This window comes from Campylobacter concisus (genome assembly GCF_902460705.1).
Lineage (GTDB): Bacteria > Campylobacterota > Campylobacteria > Campylobacterales > Campylobacteraceae > Campylobacter_A > Campylobacter_A concisus_Z.
On the sequence record NZ_CABPUP010000001.1, the window covers coordinates 346,717 to 367,316 of the forward strand.

The 20,600-nt window shown below is 37.6% G+C and carries 22 protein-coding genes; 3 read left to right on the top strand and 19 right to left on the bottom strand.

What is annotated here, in order from left to right; all coding sequences use genetic code 11:
• Positions 1-51: 51 nt before the first annotated feature.
• The 11 genes from F3G75_RS01750 to F3G75_RS01800 form a co-directional block, all read right to left on the bottom strand.
• On the bottom strand, positions 52-579 hold the full coding sequence (locus F3G75_RS01750) for a threonine/serine exporter family protein (RefSeq protein WP_149716634.1): 528 nt from the start codon (positions 577-579) through the stop codon (positions 52-54).
• The gene (locus tag F3G75_RS01755; RefSeq protein ID WP_149716331.1) at positions 572-1,354 is read right to left on the bottom strand and encodes a threonine/serine exporter family protein; all 783 of its coding nucleotides are present in this window, start codon (positions 1,352-1,354) and stop codon (positions 572-574) included. Before F3G75_RS01755 ends, F3G75_RS01750 begins: the two co-directional genes overlap by 8 nt.
• A complete protein-coding gene (locus F3G75_RS01760) occupies positions 1,338-1,817 on the bottom strand; it encodes a DUF4149 domain-containing protein (protein ID WP_149716332.1) in 480 nt (159 codons plus the stop codon). The genes F3G75_RS01755 and F3G75_RS01760 overlap by 17 nt, the downstream gene beginning before the upstream one ends.
• Before the next feature lie 10 nt (positions 1,818-1,827).
• The gene (prmC, locus tag F3G75_RS01765) at positions 1,828-2,640 is read right to left on the bottom strand and encodes a peptide chain release factor N(5)-glutamine methyltransferase (RefSeq protein WP_149716333.1); all 813 of its coding nucleotides are present in this window, start codon (positions 2,638-2,640) and stop codon (positions 1,828-1,830) included.
• Complete coding sequence (locus F3G75_RS01770) at positions 2,630-3,832, bottom strand: M48 family metallopeptidase (RefSeq protein WP_149716334.1); 1,203 nt, start codon at positions 3,830-3,832, stop codon at positions 2,630-2,632. Before F3G75_RS01770 ends, prmC begins: the two co-directional genes overlap by 11 nt.
• 11 nt (positions 3,833-3,843) lie before the next feature.
• A complete protein-coding gene (locus F3G75_RS01775; protein ID WP_149716335.1) occupies positions 3,844-5,217 on the bottom strand; it encodes a sodium-dependent transporter in 1,374 nt (457 codons plus the stop codon).
• Positions 5,218-5,396: 179 nt separating this feature from the next.
• On the bottom strand, positions 5,397-5,837 hold the full coding sequence (locus F3G75_RS01780; protein WP_149716336.1) for a hypothetical protein: 441 nt from the start codon (positions 5,835-5,837) through the stop codon (positions 5,397-5,399).
• Between the two features lie 106 nt (positions 5,838-5,943).
• Positions 5,944-6,744, bottom strand: coding sequence for a 3'-5' exonuclease (locus F3G75_RS01785; protein WP_149716337.1), 801 nt, complete (start codon positions 6,742-6,744; stop codon positions 5,944-5,946).
• On the bottom strand, positions 6,741-7,388 hold the full coding sequence (gene rpe / locus F3G75_RS01790; RefSeq protein WP_149716338.1) for a ribulose-phosphate 3-epimerase: 648 nt from the start codon (positions 7,386-7,388) through the stop codon (positions 6,741-6,743). The genes F3G75_RS01785 and rpe overlap by 4 nt, the downstream gene beginning before the upstream one ends.
• A gap of 9 nt (positions 7,389-7,397) precedes the next feature.
• Positions 7,398-8,720, bottom strand: a complete 1,323-nt coding sequence (locus F3G75_RS01795) for a hypothetical protein (RefSeq protein ID WP_188115373.1) — start codon at positions 8,718-8,720, stop codon at positions 7,398-7,400.
• A 47-nt stretch (positions 8,721-8,767) separates the two neighbouring features.
• On the bottom strand, positions 8,768-9,514 hold the full coding sequence (locus tag F3G75_RS01800; RefSeq protein ID WP_149716340.1) for a hypothetical protein: 747 nt from the start codon (positions 9,512-9,514) through the stop codon (positions 8,768-8,770).
• 173 nt (positions 9,515-9,687) lie between these two features.
• Here F3G75_RS01800 and rpmB point away from each other — a divergent pair, with 173 nt between their 5' ends.
• The 3 genes from rpmB to F3G75_RS01815 all read left to right on the top strand — a co-directional run bounded on the left by rpmB (position 9,688) and on the right by F3G75_RS01815 (position 11,349).
• Entirely contained in the window at positions 9,688-9,879 is a 192-nt protein-coding gene (rpmB, locus tag F3G75_RS01805; RefSeq protein ID WP_149716341.1) for a 50S ribosomal protein L28, read from the top strand.
• A 23-nt stretch (positions 9,880-9,902) separates the two neighbouring features.
• Positions 9,903-11,033 (top strand): potassium channel family protein, encoded by a 1,131-nt coding sequence (locus F3G75_RS01810; RefSeq protein WP_021090478.1) that lies wholly within the window; start codon positions 9,903-9,905, stop codon positions 11,031-11,033.
• A gap of 115 nt (positions 11,034-11,148) precedes the next feature.
• Positions 11,149-11,349, top strand: a complete 201-nt coding sequence (locus F3G75_RS01815; RefSeq protein ID WP_084108294.1) for an HP1242/YdcH family protein — start codon at positions 11,149-11,151, stop codon at positions 11,347-11,349.
• Positions 11,350-11,374: 25 nt separating this feature from the next.
• Here the strand turns inward: F3G75_RS01815 and epsC are convergent, their stop codons facing one another.
• The 8 genes from epsC to lptE form a co-directional block, all read right to left on the bottom strand.
• Positions 11,375-11,926: a serine O-acetyltransferase EpsC gene (gene epsC / locus F3G75_RS01820; RefSeq protein WP_103640774.1), complete on the bottom strand. Its 552-nt coding sequence runs from the start codon at positions 11,924-11,926 to the stop codon at positions 11,375-11,377.
• Between the two features lie 3 nt (positions 11,927-11,929).
• Positions 11,930-12,835, bottom strand: coding sequence for a cysteine synthase A (gene cysK, locus F3G75_RS01825; RefSeq protein ID WP_149716342.1), 906 nt, complete (start codon positions 12,833-12,835; stop codon positions 11,930-11,932).
• 118 nt (positions 12,836-12,953) lie between these two features.
• On the bottom strand, positions 12,954-13,622 hold the full coding sequence (locus F3G75_RS01830) for an endonuclease III domain-containing protein (protein ID WP_149716343.1): 669 nt from the start codon (positions 13,620-13,622) through the stop codon (positions 12,954-12,956).
• A complete protein-coding gene (locus F3G75_RS01835; RefSeq protein WP_149716344.1) occupies positions 13,619-14,383 on the bottom strand; it encodes an ATP-binding protein in 765 nt (254 codons plus the stop codon). Before F3G75_RS01835 ends, F3G75_RS01830 begins: the two co-directional genes overlap by 4 nt.
• Complete coding sequence (gene mfd / locus F3G75_RS01840; protein WP_149716345.1) at positions 14,380-17,325, bottom strand: transcription-repair coupling factor; 2,946 nt, start codon at positions 17,323-17,325, stop codon at positions 14,380-14,382. Before mfd ends, F3G75_RS01835 begins: the two co-directional genes overlap by 4 nt.
• A complete protein-coding gene (locus tag F3G75_RS01845) occupies positions 17,306-18,508 on the bottom strand; it encodes a folylpolyglutamate synthase family protein (RefSeq protein ID WP_149716346.1) in 1,203 nt (400 codons plus the stop codon). The genes mfd and F3G75_RS01845 overlap by 20 nt, the downstream gene beginning before the upstream one ends.
• Complete coding sequence (locus tag F3G75_RS01850) at positions 18,505-20,079, bottom strand: GGDEF domain-containing protein (RefSeq protein WP_149716347.1); 1,575 nt, start codon at positions 20,077-20,079, stop codon at positions 18,505-18,507. Before F3G75_RS01850 ends, F3G75_RS01845 begins: the two co-directional genes overlap by 4 nt.
• Positions 20,060-20,599 (bottom strand): LPS assembly lipoprotein LptE, encoded by a 540-nt coding sequence (gene lptE / locus F3G75_RS01855; protein WP_149716348.1) that lies wholly within the window; start codon positions 20,597-20,599, stop codon positions 20,060-20,062. Before lptE ends, F3G75_RS01850 begins: the two co-directional genes overlap by 20 nt.
• Position 20,600 lies beyond the last annotated feature (1 nt).

Sequence of the window (20,600 nt, forward strand, 5' to 3'; positions counted from 1 at the left end):
TAAGTATCTTAGCGAGTATTTAAAAAGTCTTGGTTATCCATCATCTACTTTTTACCTTTCTCTCGCTTTTCTCGTCGCCAGATCGCACTTAGCGCCGCGAGTAATCATCAAGGACTGATCGTAAAATAAAATAAGCACCACCGAAACCCCGACGCCAAGCGCTAACGAGACAGTAGTGGTCGTGATGGCGTTGTCGAAAAATATGATTAGATATTCGTTTTTCTTAGCGATATCAGGCTCGTTTAGAAACGAAAACAGCGCCAAAATGCCCTTATACGCGTAAACTCCAGGCACCATCGGCAAAAGCGCCGGAAATGCGATGATCTCGGCGGGCACTTTGAGCCGTTTGGCAAAGAGCATACCTAAAATCCCGTTTAAAAATGAGACGACAAGAGTGGCGACGCTGATGTTAAAAAATCCCATCTGCATGATCCAAAAGCGGCTAGCATGCGCAAATGCCGCAAGCAGCGCGCAAAATGCGAGAGTCCTTTTAGGCGGCGAGCTAGCGTAAGCAAAGCCAAGCCCCGCCACCGCCGCAAAAGCGCCGTCTATAAGCGTCGCGGTAAAAAGCTCAAACATGTAAAATCTCCGCATTGCTAAGCGAGAGCGTGATATAGACGCCCACCGCGATGCAAAGTATCAGGATGCCAGTACTCACGGCCCTGCTGATGCCTACGAGAGTGTTGTCGTTTAGGATATCAAAGACCGAGTTTATGAGAAAAACGCCCGGCATCAAAAATAGTATCGACGAGCCGATCGCCACGTCGCTAGTGTGCGTAAAGCCGTAAAATACGCCAAGATAGGCGATAAAAGAGACGACGAACGATACCAAAACGTACTGAATTTTTAAATTTACGCCCATTTTAGCAAGCGCAAATCTAAGGCTATAACCCACGAGCGTCGCGAAAAATACGCAAGCTACCGAGCCAGCATCGCCGCCAAAAAGCCTGCAAAACGCCGCATTTGCAAGGCTGATCAAAATAAGCGAGCTTGTAAATTTATTCGCCCCTATTCGCATGACGCCCTCAAACTGCTCTTTGGCCTCGTTTAAGCTTAAATTTTCATCCAAAATTCGCCAACTAAGCGACGAAAGCTCGGAAATACGGTTAAAGCTCACCTGTCCCAGCGGGATCTTTTTTACGTAGGTTCGGCGCAGGGAGTTGTCGGCCGAATCCATGACGCTAATCGTAAAATACTTCACGAAAATCGTCACGCTAATATCGTAGCCGTAGTGTTTAGCTATGCGGTCAACGCACTTTTCGACGCGCGCTGTGTAGGTGCCAGCGCTCACCATCGCACTCGTGTATTCGGCTAGAAAATTTGTTAAGACTTGAATATCAGGCTTTGCGTTCATTTTGGCTAATCTTAAATTTCACAAAAAATAAAATGATTTGCAAAACAAGCATGATTTTCATCACATATTCACTCGCACTATGCATTTTGGCAAATTCAGCCGTCTGCGTCGCATCGACCCCCAAATTTTGAGCATAAACTATAAAAGGCGTAAAGAAAAATACAAAGCTAAAAGCTAAAGCCAAATTTAAAAAGGCAAGCATTAACATGCTAAATTTTAGTGAAAAAATAAGCTTTTTTCTAAGATCAAATAGTTCACCAATCATTACAACTATGCTTACAAAAAGCAAAATATAATTAAATTTCAAAAATATCTTTGTCATCATTTGACCGCTCATAAAATGCGTAAGTACGCCATCTCCTATGATGTTTTGCGGAAAAAATATGACTGGCGCTACCAAAATACCAAGCGTTAGCTCAGCCCCTATAAGTACTGCCAAAAGCAAAAAATAAATTCCTCTCAAACTCTCTCCTTTATATTTTTAACTTCGCACAAAAGCCTCTATCAAAGCCAGCCAAATCTTTGTAAAAGCTATACTCAAAACCATTGGCCTCTAAGAATTTTTGCATACTTGCTTTTTGATCGTACCCCATCTCACAAGCAACGTTTTTGATATTACGATCTTTGGCTATGAGAATAATGTCTTTTAAGATTTCATCTCCTACTTCGCCTCCAAAGAGCGCACTTTCTGGCTCATTTAGTACAAATTTACTAAGTTTATAGCTTCTTGCAATATATGGCGGATTTGAAACCAAAATATCAATATCTTCTAAAATTTCATCCACATAAGAGCAGTTTAAAAATTTGATCCTCCCACCTACATCAAATTTATCTGCATTTTTTTTAGCAAGCATCAAAGCTTTTTCATTTATGTCTGTCGCTACAATATTTGCATTTGTTTTTAAAGCTAGCATGATACTAATAATTCCACTTCCTGCGCCTATTTCTGCGATCTTTGGTTCATTATATTCGCGTGAAATTTCTATTACTTTATCCACTAAAATTTCTGTTTCAGGTCTTGGGATCAGCACTCCGCTTTCCACGTAAAAATCAAGCCCATAAAAGCTAGCTTTACCAGTTATATATTCAAGAGGCTCGTAGTTTTCATACCTTTTAACTAGAGCAAAATAGCCGCTCTCATCAAATTCATTTTTTTGATTTAAAAATATCCATTCAATGCTTACATCAAGATAGTTCATAAGCAAAATTTTAGCCACTCTGCTTGGATTTTGACAAAGTGAGCTTAGCCTTAAACTAGCCTCTTTAAGAGCCTCTTCAATTTTCATTTTCCAGCTCGTTTATACGCTCAAAAAGGCTTGGGTGCGAGTAATAGACGAACGCATAAAGCGGATGAGCCTTCGGGAAGGCCTTGTTTTCGCTGCCTAGTTTTTTTAGTGCGCTTATCATGTCGGCCTTGTTTGAAATTTCGCCTGAGAATTTATCGGCGCCAAATTCGTTCGCGCGGCTAAAATACGAGCTAATAGGCGAGAATAAAAACCCAAAAATCGGCGAAAAAAGTAGCAAAAACACGATCACTCCGCCGCCTCCGCTATGAAGCCCCAGTGCCTGATACGCCTCGTCAGGGATGTTGCCGAATATAAAAAACATCGCAAAAAGCATAACCGCGCTTAGGGCGATCATTTTTAGGATATCTTTGTGCTTAAAGTGCCCAAGCTCATGCCCCAAAACGGCGATTATCTCCTCTAAACTTAGTTTTTTAACGAGCGTGTCGAAAAGCACGACGCGCTTAGTCGCGCCAAGGCCGCCGAAATAGGCGTTTAGGCGGTTGTCGCGCTTGCTGGCGTCTATCGTAAAAACGCCGCTACTTTTAAAGCCGCACTGCGTCAAAAGTCCTTCTATACGGCTTTTTAGCTCGCCCTCTTCTAGCGGCTGCATTTTATTAAAGATAGGCGCGATGAGCGTCGGATAGATGAGATTTATCACGAGCGCGACCGCGAAGCTCAGCAAAAACGCCCAAAACCACCAAAAATCGCCCAAAAATCTAATGCAAAGCAGCACTAGCCACACAAACAGCGTACCAAACACCAGCGTTAGCGCGAGAGTTTTAAGTAGATCAAGCGCAAAAATTTTAGGCGTTACGTTCGAAAAGCCGAGCTTTTTATCTTTGACGAAGGTTTCGTAGATATTTAGCGGTAGCTCCAGCAGCGACGAAACTAGCAAAAATACCATAACCATAAAGACGTTATCGCCTATATCTCCCGTTTTATAGGCATGCTCCGATATCGCGCCAAGCCCCCAGCACGCCCACATCATAAATATCGTGGCGTGATAAAATAGGCTAGCTATCTCAAATTTTTGATTGCTTATCGCTGCGGCGGCTGCGGTTTTATACTCCCCCTGCTCTAGCACGACGGCCGGCTTTTTAGCCTCTGCACGGATAAAGCCTATCTGCAAAATCGCTAGCCACACCTTTGCGGCGACGTAAAAAAAATAAATACCGAGTAAAAAATAAAACATATTTTTACGCCCTATTTTAAAAAATTATCGTAAAACGAGCTGATAAAAAGCACCAAAATGATAAACGGTACGACGAATTTGATATACCAAAACCAGACATTTATTAGTTTTGCATGTTTTTCACTACCTTGCAAAATTTCTTTTTTTGCATCATCTTTTAGCACCCAACCTACGAATATTGCACACCCAAATGAAGTAAATACAAAAAATATCGTTGCACTTATTGCATCATATGCGTCAAAAATATTCTTACCAAAAATGCTTACATGGCTTAGTATATTTGTGGCCATAAGCGAAGGTAAATTTCCTAAAATAAATATACCCCCAAGGACTAAAAATATTGCTTTTTTGCGTTTTATCTTAAATTTTTCTTGAAGTGTTGTGATTATTACTTCATATATTGGTAGCGATGTCGTAAGTGCAGCGATCATTAATAGTGTAAAAAATGCAACCGCAAAAAAACCACCAAATGGCATGTGAGAAAAAACAATTGGTAGTGATTTAAACACTAAACTTGGACCACTATCCGGCGATACACCATAGCTAAAAAGAGAAGGGAAAATCATAAATCCTGCAAGCACGGCAATTACCGTATTTAAAATACCTGTAATGATAGAAATTTTAACCAAACCCTCATCCTTTTTCACAAAGCTAGAAAGTGTGATCATCACACCAAAACCAAGCGAAAGAGCAAAAAAGACCTGCCCCAAAACATCAACGAAAAGCTTTAAATTTATCTTTGAGAAATTAGGCGTTAAGTAAAATTTTACGCCTTCTATTGCACCATCAAGCGTGATATTTTTAGCGATCATAATAAGCATTAAAATAAAAAGTAGTGGCATTAAAAATTTTGCTGATCGCTCGATACCGCCGACCGCGCCTTGCACCAAAATAGCGTAATTAACTAGCACAAAAACAAGTGTCGCAAAGCTTATAGCAAGTGGATTGTTCACGATATTTTGCTCATAAAACACACTTGTCTCCTCAAAACTAACCACATGTGATAGGTCAAGCAAACCAAATGAAATTTGGGCAATGTAGTTTAACACCCAGCCGCCGATAACCATATAATAAGCCATAATGCCAAATGCACCAATAAGTCCCATCCAGCCAACGATCTGCCACTTTTTACTGATCTTTTTACCATTTATCGATCCGCCAAAAGCATCCACAGCGTTGCATTTTAGACGTCTACCGATCGCGTTTTCGGCTAAAATCATCGGTATGCCAATCACGATCATAGCGATGCAAAACACGAGTACATAGGCACCGCCGCCATTTTGCCCGACCAAATACGGAAAACGCCACGTCGCACCAAAGCCGACCGTAGCTCCTGCAACAGCTAAAATGTATGTGAGCCTTGAACTCCAAGATTTTCTATCCATCTTTTTGCCTTTGTGAAAAATAGGGATTATATAAAAAAATTGATTAAATTTTGCTAGCAACAAGCGGTGTTGGGATGCAAGCCCAGTTTTTTGTTAATTTTAAGAATTTTTACGAATAATTTTTCTTTCACGTTTTGTTTTTATGGACAATTTTAGACAACTGCTTAAAAATAAATTTATTAGTGCAAAACACCAAATTCTACATATCCCTCTGTTGCAATAAACAATATCCAGCCATCCTTGGGACTACAAAAATAGTGATGTTCTGGGATATTTTCAACTATAAATTTTAAAAAATCATAAAAATACTCGGGTGCAAATTTAACCTCTATATTTGTTAAGTTGTCGCCGATGTAGCTTATCTCGCCACTTAAAATTTTACTTTTGATGCTTGGATTTGAGCTGAGAAATTTTTTAATGTCGGTAAAATTTTTATATTCAGCCGTTTTGTAACCTTTTAAATTTTGCAAAACTGGCTTTGAGCCAATGAAGGTAAAATTTTGCTCTATAAATTTCGCCCCATCGTTACTCACGCACCACTTATTGCTAAAATTTGATAAAAAAGCAAGCATCTCATCGTCAGCTGAGATAAAATTTGAAACTAAATTTTTCTGACTCATTTGCCTCCTTTTTTGTAAAATTTAGCAAACTGCCCACAATCCTTTAAAAACAAAGATCGCATAAAAATTAATGATTAAATTTAGGATTATGGATAATTTTTTACCGCTAATTCGCACACAAAACTGGTTCAGGTTTTAGCTTCACGCTTGGAGCTGTTTTGCTAAAGCTTATGAGATCCTCTGTAGTTTGGATACTAAAAGGTAGGCATGTGAGGCAGACTTTAAAAATTTCAGCTGCTGCTATTGCGTCATTTAGAGCTCTGTGGTGGGTGTTATTTATACCAAGGAGTTCTTTTAGCGAGCCAAGTCCGTATTTTTGCGAAGCGATAGTGCGGCGACTAAGATCGATGGTGCAAAGCTTTCTGTTTAGCAACATGCCAAGGCCGATCTCATTTAGGCTGTGAGAGATAAAGCCATAGTCAAAATTTACGTTGTGCGCGATAAAGACGCTAGTTCCTAGAAAAATTTTAAACCGCTCAAGCACGTTTAATAAATTTGGTGCACCAACTAGATCACTCGCCTTTATGCCAGTTAGTTCGGTGATATTTTCAGGCACCACAGGAGCTGCAATAAAGCTTTCAAAACGCCCTATCTCAACGCTATTTTTCATTTTTATCGCACCGATTTCAATGATCTGTCCGCTCGTCGTACCGCCAGTCGTTTCGATATCAACCACGCAAAATTCTTGATCACTAATATCACGAAATCTCGTACCAAGCTCGATCTCATTCTCTTCATTTCTAGTGATGTCAAGCCCAAGAGTTCGCCACATATCAAGGTCACGCACGTCAATAATAGATGAAATTTCCTCGATATCGCTAAATCTTAAAATAAACTCATGATAGCTTAAATTTTGCCTAGCTAAAATTTCTATGCTATTTTCTAAACGCTGTTTTTTTGGTTTCAAAACTCAAGCTTTATGGCGCGGATGGCTTGTTCGTAGGAATTTGATGAGAAGATGTAGTTGCCAGCCACCAAAATATCAGCTCCGGCCTCTTCAAGATCAGGTGCATTTAGTCCGTTTATGCCGCCATCTACTTCGATGAGGCACTTAGCGTTTTTTCGTTCTATCAGCTCTCGTAGCGCCCTTGTTTTTTCAAGCACGACTGGCATAAATTTCTGACCGCCAAAGCCAGGATTTACGCTCATCAAAAGTACCATATCGACTTCATCGATAATGTGTTCGATCACACTAACTGGCGTATGCGGATTTAGCACGATACCAGGGCCAACGCCATTTTTTCTGATGTGATCGATGAGCCTTAATGGATGCTTCTCTTCTTCGATGTGAAAGGTTAGAAATTTTGGCTTTAGTGGCAAGAAAAGATCAGCAAAAAATGAGTTATTTTCAACCATCAAATGTATATCAAGTGGCTTCGTGGCTGCTTTTGCAACGGCATTTACCACGACTGGTCCGATAGTTAAATTTGGCACAAAATGTCCATCCATAACATCAACATGCACCAGATCACACCCAGCCTCGCAAATGGCTCTTATCTCAGCTGCCAAATTTCCAAAATCAGCCGATAAAATACTAGGTGCAACGTACATTTCTTCTCCTTACTTGGTTACAAATACAAAGCCTATTTCGTCATCTTTTACATCTAGTCTATTCATGATGCCTACACTATTGTGATCAAAAAAAACATCATCGGATAAAATTTTAGGCAAGCTGACTTTTACTTTTATGCCTTTTTGCCAAAGATGAGTCAAAAATTTATCTGTAATGATACTAAAAATTTGAGAATATCCACTTAAATAATCATTTAAATCATCGCCTTCAGGCATAAAAATAGAGCAAATTTTGTCTAATTTATCTTTTTTTACTCCAAATAGCACTCTTGCGTAAATATCACCATAATACTGAACACAAATACGCAAGTAATCGCACTCGTCCTCTATGTCAAGGGCACTAACTTTGGTATCAACGCACAAAATTTCTTCTTCTGTTAACTGTGAGATAATTTTGCTCGCAATTTGCGTCACATAAGATGAAATTTGAGCAACGCTCTTGTTGATATCTACTGGCTCTGCATTAAAGTCTCTTTTTTTAAGATAAAAAATAGTGTCATCTTTATAAAAGTCATTTAAATTTTTATAGATAAATATATTTGCATCTTTAAGATACGTTACTAATTCAATAGATAAATTTGATTCGTTTATACCACAAAGCGAAATAAATGCACCTGATCTTTTGCTAATGCTAGCAAGTTTGATTAGAAATTTTGCACCCCTTATATTTAAAGCACCAGAAATATTTACCCATAAAATAAAAAATTTATATCCGATTTTTAGCATAATGTCATGAGCTGACATATCAAAATCTTCAATAAAATCTGAGTCCATAAAACTTTTTATGGCATAAACAACGACACCATCTTTTATAAAAGTATCTATCTGATTTTGTCTTAATCTCACATGATTTAGCTGTGACACTGCATAACTATATAAATTCTTTTTTTTATTAAACTCGGTCGCATCTCTAGCCTCAACCACATCAAATGAGCGATTTTTGAGATAATTGGCCAAATAGTGCTTATACTGCTCAGTTGAGTTATAAATAAAAACTTTGTCATTTGCGTTATTTAGAAATTTATTTAAAAACAAGCTTGCGATATTTTCACTTTCAAACATCGAAATATTTAAAATATTCTTAACTGTTTTCATCATCAATTCATAAAAAATTTCATTATAATCGCAAATCGCAAATACTACGCCAAGCTTTTGCGCTTCTTCGCTTAAATTTTCAATTATTCTACCAAGCCAAATAGGACTAAAAAATGTAACATTTTTTAGTGAGAGCAGTATAGCGCTGATATCGCGCGATGAAATTTGGTTTATATATTTTTCACTTAATTTTAATGGAACGTTCTCTGCTTCCAAAAAACCAAAAGGCCTTATAATTGCCATAGAACCATTAAAAGTTAATTTCATTTTTGTAGAGCTTTTTTAATAAATATAATAGTTTGCATCTCTGGATAAACACTGATATCTAAAATTTTATCAACTCCAAAATCATAAAATTCAGGCCTGCTGGACTCATAAGAGAGCAAAATCTCAAAAAAGCAAAGCATCTCTTTATCAATCTTGCTTAATGATTGTTTATTCATATTCATTACTTTTAAAAAAATATCCCAAAGACTAAAGCCATATTTTTTTTGCAAAATTTTATTATAGCTTACATCAGAATACAAAATAACATCTGACATACAAGATGGATATTTTGAAAATAAATTTTCACACACTATAATACAGGCCATAGAATACGGAGCAAGTGATAAATAGTTATAGTGTTTTTCTTTAAAAGAATTTAATACCTTTAGCCAATCTGATAAAATTTTAGCATTAAGCTCGATCAAATCGACGATTTTAAAATTAAATACCTTATAAATTTTTGGAGATTTTAAAAATATAAAATAAGAAAGCACTATCGCTCTAAAAGCATCAATGCCAAGCATATTTGCTATTACTACCAAATCGTTGCCATCATAAGGAATATCAAATTTTGCACGCTTAAAAATGGAGCTAAAATAAGTTTTAAAAGATGCTATATTTTGTAAAGTAGCAACTGCCTCAGTTACATTACCAGCTAACAAAAAGTGCTCGACCTTTTCAAAAAGAGTTGGCATCTGTAAAACAAAATCAACATTTTTTTCGATCAACTCTTTACTAAGCATTTTGTATCACTCAAGATTTCTAAATATTTTTGCTATTTATAATTATAGGCAAAGATGTTATTTTATCTAGATTATTAATAAAAATCAATTCTTTTAAAAAAGAATCTATTTAAGCATTACTTTTGTTTGTTTTAGATAAAATCAGCAGAAATTTTTGTTTATAAGGAAAAAAAATGTCAAAAAGATGTGCGATAACAGGCAAAGGACCGATGATAGGCAACAATGTGAGCCACGCTAACAATAAAACTAAAAGAAGATTCTTGCCAAATCTTAGAACGATTCGTATTACACTAGAAGATGGTACTACAAGAAAGATAAAAGTTGCTGCTTCTACTCTAAGAACGATGAAAAAACAATCAAACTAAGAATATAAAATGAAGAGGAATTTATGTCTTTTCTCTCAAGACTTTTAAAATTCCTCAACTGGTCGAACTCTACAAAACCAGAAATAAGCCTAGATACTGAGCTTTACGAACAATTAAAACCTTTTAGATTTCCACTAATTTCAGTCGTATTGCTGTTACTTTTTGGAACATTAGGTTATGTCTTAATAGATAATTTCTCGCTAATAGATGCCTTTTACCAAGCTGGCATGACTTTTACAACAGTTGGTTTTACCGAAGTTGCTCCAATAACTCCAAAGGGCAGAATTTTTACTATCACATTTATACTTATTGGTTTTATTATATTTACACTATCGATTGGTATTGTGGTTGAGGTTTTAAAAAGAGGTACATTAATTAGCATTTTAAAGGAACGACGCATGCTTTATAGGATCGCAAGACTAAAGAATCACTTCGTTATTTGTTATCACAATCTATACACAATCGAACTTAGTGCTCAATTTCGCGAAAATCATATACCTTTTGTAGTGGTCGATGATAGAGAAGATATCGCAGAGCTAGCTCAAATTTATAAATATCCATATTTCATAAAAGCTCAGCCACATACACAAATTGCCTTTTTAAAAACACATCTATCAAGTGCAAAAGGTCTTATAACTCTTAGCTCAAATATTGCTGATAACATCGCCCTTATAGCATCTGTAAGACTTTATGAAAAAGAGATAGGTCGCAGAAAGCCTTATCATATCATCACAAATGCAGAGACAGAAGACGATACGCAAAGATTAAAAAAATTAGGCGCTGACAATGTAGTAAGCCCATCTCGATTAGTCGCGCAGCGGTTAAGTGCTATGAGCGTAAGGCCGGACATGGAAAATTTATTAGAGCAGTTTTTGTATACAAAAAATTCACCTATCGATATAGAAGAAATTCTTGTGCCTGATTACTCTTGGATAAGATTTAAAAGATTAAAAGAAACTCATCTACGAAACATAACAAATGCGGACATAGTAGGCATTAGAGATATAAATAATAATTTTGTGCCAATGCCAAATGGCGATACATTAGTAGGAACAGGATCAAAGCTTTTAGTCATCGGTACCGTTGATGGAATACGTCTAACTAAGCGTGTTGTAAAAAGCAAACACAAACCTGAAGAATTTAAATACGTATAAAATAAATTTTTCTACTCACTCTTTTTAAAAATTTAAGCAATGGCTTGGCACCTTTTTTATATCCAAGCATTTACAAAGTCTTGATAAAATTTCTCAAATTTTTATAGGAGCCGATATGTTACATGAATATACAGACCTTATAAATGAGCTAAAGAAAACCGATGCTCGTTTTGCTACTCTTTGCAAAAAACATGATGAGCTAAATAAAAAAATAGACGACAATCTAGCAAAACCATCTGAAATTGATAATTTAAAGAAAGAGAAGTTAAAACTAAAAGACGAAATTTATGCTCAAATTTTAAAGCATAAAAAGTAAGAATAAATTTATCTAATCCTTAAGATTAGATAATAAACTCTGGTTCAAATTTTGTCCCATTTACTCGAACTATTCTCGCTGGTATACCAACGACTGTCGCGTTTGCTGGGACATTTTTTAACACGACTGAGTTTGCGCCGATCTTGGCATTTTCGCCGATCGTTATGGCACCTAGTATCTTTGAGCCAGCTGCGATAGTCACACCATTTTTTACAGTCGGGTGTCTTTTGCCACACTCTTTTCCGGTGCCTCCAAGTGTTACTTGATGATACATCATTACATCATCGCCTATCTCAGCTGTCTCACCGATAACCACACCCATGCCATGATCTATGAAAAATCTCCTGCCGATCTTTGCTCCAGGATGGATCTCGATGCCCGTTAAAAATCTTGCAATTTGCGAGATGAGTCTAGCTAGAAAAAAATGCCCTTTTTTATATAAAAAATGAGAAATTTTATGAAACAAAACCGCATGGATGCCAGGAGTGTTTATAAGTATTGCCAAAAAGCAACACTTATGTACCGATGGGTCTTTTTCACGAACAGTTTGAACTAGCTCCTTTAGACTCTCCCACATATTTTATGCTCCGTAAAGCTCTGTGCTTAAGTATCTTTCGCCATTATCTGGAGCTATGAAAAGTACTTTTTTGCCAGCGCCAAGTCTTTTAGCTACTCTTTTTGCAGCCACGTAAGCAGCACCACCGCTTATACCTATCATGAGTCCATCACTTTTTGCAATTGCTCTAGCTGCGTTTAGTGCGTCATCGTTGCTTACTTTTTCTACCTCGCTAACTAAGCTCATATTCATAGTATTTGGTAAAAATCCGGCTCCAATGCCTTGAATTTTATGCGGTCCTGGGTTGCCACCACTTAAAACCGGCGATGCTTCAGGCTCTACTGCGATGATCTTAGTATCATAGCCTTTTTCTTTTAAAATTTTTGCTACGCCGCTTATTGTACCACCTGTGCCAACGCCAGCTACAAATGCATCAAGCTTGCTAAAATCAGCCACAATTTCAGCTGCTGTTGTTAGCTCGTGAGCTTGTGGGTTATACTTGTTTTCAAACTGGCTTAGCATTACGTGATTTGGCTGAGCTGCTAGCTCTGTAGCTCTTACGATCGCTGCTTTCATGCCACCAGACGCAGGAGTTAGCTCAAGCTGTGCACCATAAGCAGCTACTATTTTGCGTCTTTCTATACTCATGCTCTCTGGCATGCAAAGGATCACTTTAAAGCCAAGTGCAGCACCGCACATCGCTACACCAATACCAGTATTTCCACTCGTTGGCTCAACGATAGTATCACCATGTTTTAGCGTGCCGTCAGCTAGCATCTTAGTTATCATATTAAATGCAATCCTATCTTTTACAGAGCCACCTGGGTTAAAAAACTCTAATTTTACGTAAATTTCGGCTTCATCAGCACCTGTTTTTATCTTTACAATAGGTGTATTACCAATCGTTTTAACGATGTTATCGTAAATCATCACTCCTCCTAAATTAAATAAGATAAATTTTGTGTAAATTTAGCACAGAATTTTAAAATAGATTATAAAAAGCCCCAGTCTTTGGCAAATTTATAAAGAGTTGTTACATATTAGTAGTTTAATTTTTAATGCTGCTTAATATTTTTTGGCCATTTTGGCTTAAAATTTTACCTTTGAAATTCTCTTTACAAAACTCCAAAATAAGAGCGTGATAGAGTTTTAAAATTTCAACCTCATCAAATTCCTCGCTATCAAGAATTTTATAAATTTCATCATAATCAAGTGAGCTAAACCACTCAGCTGCCTCGTCGTAGCTCTCAAAAGTGTAGTCGAAATACGCCATTATCCTAAGCGCGTAAGCATCAACGACCATATAAGGCTTGCCGCAAGCATATGCCAGTATCGCGTCGCAAGTCTCTGCGCCAACGCCTCTTACGCTTATGAGCCACTCGCGGCCTACGTTTTCTTTAAAGTTTTCAAAGTCACCAAATTCATTTTTTATAGCTAAGCAAAGCATCTTTAGCCGTTTTGCCTTTGTGTTGTAAAAGCCACTTGGCTTTATAAGCGTGGCAAGCTCGCTGTTTTCAAGCGCACAAATGCCATCTAAACTGTCTTTTCCAGCTTTTTTTAGATTATTTAGTGCCTTTTCTACATTTTTCCAGTTGGTATTTTGCACTAGGATCGCACCCAAAATAACCTCAAAAGTGCCCTCACCTAGCCATTTTAGCTCGTCAAAATTTTTGCCTTTGTGGTTAAATAAGGTTAAAAATAGATCGGTTGAAGTCATTTTAAATTTTCTTTAAAAGTTAGATAAAACTGCTTTGCTGTCCTACCACTTCTGCTGGCTCTTAGCGTGGCAAAATTTTTAGCAAGCGTATGAAGCTCCTCTTTGTCACCTGCGTAGTCTTTGAAGTAAAAATCAACCATTTTTAGATACTCGTCGTAGTTACCTTGATAAAAGCTGATCCAAAGGCCAAAGCGATCTGAGAGAGAAATTTTCTCCTGAGCTGCGTCGCTGTAGTGAATTTCTCCGTCAATTAGCTCTGAGTTTTCATTTTCACTTTTAAACTCACTTATTAGATGTCTACGATTTGATGTAGCGTATAAAAGGACGTTTTTTGGCGGCTTTTGGATAGAGCCATCCATGATAGACTTTAGAAATTTATACTCATTGCTACCATTTTCAAAGCTTAGATCATCACAAAAAATGATAAATTTAAACTCGCTTTTTCTGATCTCATCGATGATGTCGCCAAGATATTTTAGATCCTCGCAACCGATCTCAATAATACGAAGCCCAGCTTTATAAAATTTAGTAAAAACAGCCCTTACGAGACTTGACTTGCCACATCCTCTCTCACCCCAAAGAAGCACGTGATTTGCATCTTTATCTTCTATAAAATTTAGAGTATTTTTCAGCAAAATTTCTTTTTGTTTCTCTAGCCCATAAAGCGAGTCGATATCGACAAAATCGATATCCTCAACCGGCTTTAACATCCCTTTTGTACTTCTATAAATCGCTGCGTATTTCACACCCCAATCTATCATTTCTTATCCTTTCTTAGATAGACCAAAATTTCAGCCAAAACATCATCATCGTCCTTGCTACGAGACTTTAGCCTGATTTTCTCATCATCATTTTTTGTTATTAATATATTTTGCTCGCTGTTTGAGATCGTTTTTATACCAGCTTTTAGAGCTAAAATTTTGATAATAATGACGTCTAAAAACTGCTTTGTAAATATATCTATCTTGCCAAATCTATCCTCAAGCTCACTTTGTATCTCATAGACCTCACTCACTTCTTTGCACTTGCTAAGGCGCCTATAAATTTCAAGTCGTAGTCTATCTTCTCTTATAAATTCTTGATTTAAAAAGGCGCTCACACTAAGTTTTAGATCGATCTTGTCAAGCTTTGCGGAGCCTTGATTAAGAAGCTTATTTATCTCATCTTCTAGCATCTTTAGATATAGCGAGTAGCCGATAGCCTCGATGTGGCCGCTTTGCGCCTCGCCGATGATGTTACCACCACCTCTTATCTCAAGGTCGTGATAGGCAAGCACTGAGCCAGCGCCCAAAAATGAGTTACCCTCAAGTGCTACAAGGCGTTTTAGCGCGTCTTTACTAATGGCGTCTTTATCTTCCACCAAAAAGTAGCAGTAGGCCTGCTTGTCGCTTCTACCCACGCGACCACGGAGCTGATGCAGGTCAGCCATGCCAAATTTATTGGCATTTTCTACTATTATAGTGTTTGCATTTGGCAAATGAATACCACTTTCAACGATACTGGTGCAAAGTAGCAAGTCGTACTCGCCACGCTCAAATTTCATCATCTCATCTTCAGTGACTTTCGCATTTACCTTTGAATGCAGGATTAATATCCTAAGCTTTGGCAAAATTTTTCTTAGATCATTTGCTGTCTGCTCTATGTCTGCGATGTGGTTGTGAATGTAAAAAGTCTGCCCACCACGTCTTAGCTCACGCATGATCGCCTCTTTGACAACCTTTTCGTCCCACTCTCTCACACTTGTTCTAACATCCAGCCTTGAGCTTGGAGGAGTGGCCAAAATGCTATATGTTTTTATCTTGCTAAGCGCCATATTTAGGCTTCTTGGTATCGGCGTGGCGCTCATACTTAAGATATGTGAGTGCTGAGAAATTTCTTTTAGCTGCTCTTTTTGCTTAACGCCAAATTTATGCTCCTCATCAACGACGATCAGCCCTAAATTTTCAGCCTTTACACCAAGAAGCGCATGCGTTCCCACACAAACTATCGGCTCATTTTCTTTTAGCGCTTTTTGTAGGCTCGCCTTTTCTTTAGCACTTGAGAAGCGATCCAGTCTAAAGACCTTTATGCCAAATTTGCTAAATCTTTGGCTTAGCGTCTTGTAGTGCTGTGAGCTAAGAAGCGTCGTTGGCACAAAGAAAAACGCACTAAAGCCTGATTTTATGCAGGTAAATATGGCATTCATCGCAACTTCAGTCTTACCAAAACCAACATCACCACTAAGTAGCCTATCCATCACCTTGCCGCTTTTTAGCTCATCTTTTATATCATTTACCGCCTTTTGCTGATCATTCGTGTATGAAAAGCCAGCGTCTTGGACAAAATTTAGATAAGAGATATCCTCTTTTTGCAAAATTTTGCCTGCGATCAGCTCTCTTTTTGCCGCCATTGCTACGATCTTTGAAGCGATCGCGAAGAGTTTTTCTCTAACCTTCTCTTTTATCTTGGCAAAATTTGCCTTACCCAAGCGATCAAGCACCGCCATAGAGCCATTTTGAGCGATGTAGCGGTCTATCAAATTTAGATGCTCAACTGGCAAAAGAAGCTTATCGTCATTTTGGTAGGCGATAACCACAAATTCTTTCGTCGCGCCCAAAACCTTGATCTTTTCAAGCCCCAAAAAACGTCCTATACCATAATCTTCATGCACGACATAGTCATTTACTTTTAGCTCATCCACCACGAGGCTTGAGCGCTTAACTCGCCTTTTTTTCTCAAATTTATTAAGTGAGACTACGATCTTGTCGCTTGAAGTTATATTTACCACAAGAGGCGAAATTTCAAGCTTTACATTTGCAAAGCCATCAAGCTCATAGCCCTTAAAAAGTCCTTCATTTTTTGAAAGAACGGTTATACTTTTACTCTTATTTAGCTCAAAAAAGTCAAAATTTAAAGTAACCTCTAGATCTTTATAAACCTTTGGCTCAGGCAAAATTTCAATGCCCTTAAATTTCTCCTTGGGCACATCATAAATCTCGAAATCGATCTTTTTAACAAGCTTTGAGTCAAATTCTTTCAAGTAGTCACTAAAGCTATCTATCGCCCAAAATCCAAGCGAATTTAGGTCATTCACTAAGGCATCGCTTTGCATATCCTCGATCTTTTGGCTAACTTTTTCAAACTCATCTTTGCTCAAATTTGCGATAAACGGCACGATCTCGGCTTCACTTAGCTCATTTTTGTTGCTAATTTGCGTGGCGGTGTTGTAGTTTCTAATGCTCTCCACCTCATCGCCAAAGAGTAAAATTCTAACAGGATCGTCCATATTTACGCCATAAATGTCGATCACTTCGCCGCGTATGCTAAACTCACCAACGCTCTCAACGATATCGACGCACTCGTAGCCAAATCGTATGAGCAAGTCGGCAAATTCGCTTAAATTTAGATTATCTTTTAGCTTGATCGTTGAGCTTTCTAGGTTTTTTTGCGTTGGAAGTGGGTTTAAAAGCGTGCTAAATGGGCTTATGATGATCTTTTTGCCATCAAATTTATAGTATTTGCTAAGAACGGATGAAATTTCAAAGAGCTCTTCGTTAAAGCTTCTTAGATCATCGCCCTTTTTAGCTCTAAAATCAGGTAGTTTAAAGGCGCTAAAGCCAGCAAAACTGGCCGCATCAGCGCAGAGTGCCGCCTCTTTGTCATCTTCGCAGATGAGAATTTGTGGGGCGTGTGTTAAAAGATACTCATAGACCTTTGCTTGCATAGTACTCTTTTAAAAAGGCTTCGGCCAGGTAAAACGAGCCAAATGCTAGGTAAATTTTACCATTTTTTGCCTCTTTTATATCGTTCATATCGCTTGACTCAAACTCTCTATGTGAAATTTCAAGCTCATTTAGCGCTTTATTTATGAGCTCTCCGCCAAGCTCCCTACCCTCACAGTAGTAGTGATAAAGTAGTACCTCCTCAACGACTGGCTTTAAAGCTGCCAAAACCGCCTTGAAATCTTTATCTAAGAACGAATTATAGACCAAGGTAAGCTTTTTGCCGGTAAACTCACCTTGGCTAAATTTCTTAGCAACAGCTTTTGCGCCAAGCTCGTTGTGACCGACATCAACGTATAAATTTGAAGCGATCTTTTCGCATCTGCCTCGAAGCGTAAGAGCGCCAAGCTTTTTGATATCTATGCTGCTATCTAAAATTTTAGCTGCGGCGTAGGCTAGAGTTAAATTTGAGCGCAAAAACTCTGGTAGATTAAATTTATCTGCATAGTTTGCGATCTCATTTAAATTTTCTTTGGTCAAAATTTCTCTTGGAAAGCTTAAAACCGCTTTTTTCTCGCTTGCGATCTCTTTTGCGATAGCAACGCTTATCTCGTTCATCTCATCATTTAAAATAGCTCTTTTGCCCATGGCTTCAAATTTCGTACGTGAAATTTCTTCTAAGCTACTACCCAGTATCACCGTGTGGTCGAAGCCGATCGGAGTAAAGATGCTTAGCTCTTTTTCAAAAACATTTGTCGCATCAAGCACACCGCCCATACCAGCTTCGCAGACAAAATAGTCGCAACCCTCAAAAAGCACCGCAGAAAGCAATGTCATATACTCAAAATAGCTCGTTTTTATCTTATATTCATCATTTAGAAGAGCCTGCAAGCGCTCATGAGCTGCCTCTAAAATTTCATCACTAGCGACCTCGCCATTTAGCCAAAATCGCTCATTAAACTTAAATATATGAGGGCTTGTGTAGTGCCCTACTTTTGCGCCATTTTGGCTTAAAATTTGTGCTAAAAAGCGGCCGCTGCTACCTTTGCCATTTGTGCCTATTATGTGAATAATCTTAAATGGCTTTATGTGCTCTTTTATAGTCGCATACGCTCTAATAATCCTGCCATAGTCAATCTCTTTATAGTAAAGTGGTTTGCCATCAAGAAATTTAGCTAGGCTCATTTTTCCTCGATTATCTTTGGCATTACTTGATTTCTACCATTTTCTTTTGAGAGATAAAGCATCTTATCAGCAGCCTCAAGCGTCATCGTCTCGCTTAAATTTGCACTTCTTGTCGCTATACCGGAGCTGATAGTAACCTTGATACGCTCGTTTTTATAGATAAATTTAAAATTTTCTATCATACTTCTTAGCTTATCTCCAAATTTAACACTATCTTTTAAGCCAGTGCTTGGAAGCAAGATTACAAATTCTTCACCACCATATCTACCAACAAAATCAACCTTTCTAGCGTTTTTCTTAAGTACTTGAGCCACTGCTGAAAGAATAACATCTCCAGCCTCATGCCCATAAGTATCGTTTATGCTTTTGAAAAAGTCAATATCAACAAAGCATATAGAGTAATCAGTCCCATAGCGTTTATATGCCTCTTCAATGCGTTGAATCTCATTCATCAAAGCACGTTTAGTAGATACTTTTGTCAAAAAGTCCTCTTTGCTCTCCAGTTTAGCTTCCTCAAGCTCTTTTTCAAGGCTGTTCACTCTATTTTGAAGCTCTAAAATAGTAGCTTGTCTATTGTGCATCTCGATACCTAGCTCTTTGCTCTCGATCTCCAAAGCACCAGCGATCTCAATAAGCATGCTCCTTACTTGATCAATGCTATTTGTATTTAAATTTACATTTTTTAGATCATTTTTAATGCTTTTTACTTTATCAGAACTACTTTGTGAACTAACTGCAATATCAGAAATTCTCTCGCTTATATTTTGTAAGACATTATTTAGCGAACCAACTTTTTCTATGATCTCTGTTCTATCTTCCTCTATTCTGCGATCAACGAATGCCTTTACCTTTTCTTGAAATTCTTTGCTATTTAAAGTTTTAGGATTTTGTTTTAAAGCACTTCTTATCGTGCTAAGCTCTTCATCAAGATCCTTTGTGATAGAAGGCTCAAGAGTAAGGCTTAAAAGCTGAATCAAAACATCCTCTTCGCCATTTTCGTCTTTTTGTGTAAGAAATTTCTCAAGTTCATAACTCATTGTCTTTAAATCATCAAAATTTCTAACACCATAATATTTCAAAAATTCTAAAAATTCAGTGTCATACGAGCTAACAAAATCAAACCATCTAAGGCACATCTCTTCAAGGTTTTTCTCATCATATCTTCTGGCAAGCAGCTGCATACTTTGCTCTGCTAAGCTTTTTGCATCTTTATTGTGAAGCATTGAGATAGCTTGTAGAATTCTTCTAGCAAATGCATTTAGTGACTGTAGTTTTTTATCATCAGTCGCAAGTCCTACTCCCTGTTGAGCACCTCTAGAGAGCCTGGCAGTCATAAAAGCGACAAACTCATCGACCGTCTTTATATGAAGGCTTAGGGCTTGATTTTTATATTCATCGCCAAGCCTTGAGATATATTTTTCTATCTTTTTACTCTCTTCTGTTGTAAAGCCATGTTTTTTAGAAATTTCATTATAGACTTCAGTGTAATTCTCTGGCGTTAGCATCAAATGGCGATCTTTGATCTCATTTAAGGCTTCCTTGACTATTTGACTAACGGTTACTGCTGCCATTTCTATATCCTTTTACCGCTAAACTTGCGATATACTCATCAAAGGCCTCTTTTGATGCCTCTTTGATAGCTTCGTATTTTTGAGTATCACTAAGAACGCTATCAGCAAATCTTACATCTTTTTGACGTCTTGCGACACTAAAGTCATACTCGCCAGTGGCTGGAATATCAACCACGCTACCATCTTTAAATTTAGTCTTATAATTTAAGCTAAGATGTGCTTTGTATGACGTAATGTAGCCAAATTCATCATAAATAATTGCTTCGTAATTTAAATTTTTTACCGAAACAATTATCGAAGTATCAGCACTCTCTTTACTTGATAAATTTTTATTTAGCCTTGCGACCATGCCCTCTTTTACAGCATCCTTTATCCAAACACTATTTTTTGGCTCTTCTTTACTGATAATCACATCAACGTAAATTTTATCGCCAACTAGATCATGTGTGATCTTTGATACTGGTTTATAGCCACACCCACAGATAAATATCGCTACAAAAAAAGCTAAAAAGTATCTCAAA

Excerpts from the sequence above, each read along its gene's own strand:
- F3G75_RS01750 (WP_149716634.1), bottom strand. The coding sequence starts at position 579 with ATGTTTGAGCTTTTTACCGCGACGCTTATAGACGGCGCTTTTGCGGCG.
- F3G75_RS01755 (WP_149716331.1), bottom strand. The coding sequence starts at position 1,354 with ATGAACGCAAAGCCTGATATTCAAGTCTTAACAAATTTTCTAGCCGAA.
- prmC (WP_149716333.1), bottom strand. The coding sequence starts at position 2,640 with ATGAAAATTGAAGAGGCTCTTAAAGAGGCTAGTTTAAGGCTAAGCTCA.
- F3G75_RS01770 (WP_149716334.1), bottom strand. The coding sequence starts at position 3,832 with ATGTTTTATTTTTTACTCGGTATTTATTTTTTTTACGTCGCCGCAAAG.
- F3G75_RS01775 (WP_149716335.1), bottom strand. The coding sequence starts at position 5,217 with ATGGATAGAAAATCTTGGAGTTCAAGGCTCACATACATTTTAGCTGTT.
- F3G75_RS01780 (WP_149716336.1), bottom strand. The coding sequence starts at position 5,837 with ATGAGTCAGAAAAATTTAGTTTCAAATTTTATCTCAGCTGACGATGAG.
- rpe (WP_149716338.1), bottom strand. The coding sequence starts at position 7,388 with ATGTACGTTGCACCTAGTATTTTATCGGCTGATTTTGGAAATTTGGCA.
- F3G75_RS01800 (WP_149716340.1), bottom strand. The coding sequence starts at position 9,514 with ATGCTTAGTAAAGAGTTGATCGAAAAAAATGTTGATTTTGTTTTACAG.
- rpmB (WP_149716341.1), top strand. The coding sequence starts at position 9,688 with ATGTCAAAAAGATGTGCGATAACAGGCAAAGGACCGATGATAGGCAAC.
- F3G75_RS01810 (WP_021090478.1), top strand. The coding sequence starts at position 9,903 with ATGTCTTTTCTCTCAAGACTTTTAAAATTCCTCAACTGGTCGAACTCT.
- F3G75_RS01815 (WP_084108294.1), top strand. The coding sequence starts at position 11,149 with ATGTTACATGAATATACAGACCTTATAAATGAGCTAAAGAAAACCGAT.
- epsC (WP_103640774.1), bottom strand. The coding sequence starts at position 11,926 with ATGTGGGAGAGTCTAAAGGAGCTAGTTCAAACTGTTCGTGAAAAAGAC.
- cysK (WP_149716342.1), bottom strand. The coding sequence starts at position 12,835 with ATGATTTACGATAACATCGTTAAAACGATTGGTAATACACCTATTGTA.
- F3G75_RS01830 (WP_149716343.1), bottom strand. The coding sequence starts at position 13,622 with ATGACTTCAACCGATCTATTTTTAACCTTATTTAACCACAAAGGCAAA.
- F3G75_RS01835 (WP_149716344.1), bottom strand. The coding sequence starts at position 14,383 with ATGATAGATTGGGGTGTGAAATACGCAGCGATTTATAGAAGTACAAAA.
- mfd (WP_149716345.1), bottom strand. The coding sequence starts at position 17,325 with ATGCAAGCAAAGGTCTATGAGTATCTTTTAACACACGCCCCACAAATT.
- F3G75_RS01845 (WP_149716346.1), bottom strand. The coding sequence starts at position 18,508 with ATGAGCCTAGCTAAATTTCTTGATGGCAAACCACTTTACTATAAAGAG.
- F3G75_RS01850 (WP_149716347.1), bottom strand. The coding sequence starts at position 20,079 with ATGGCAGCAGTAACCGTTAGTCAAATAGTCAAGGAAGCCTTAAATGAG.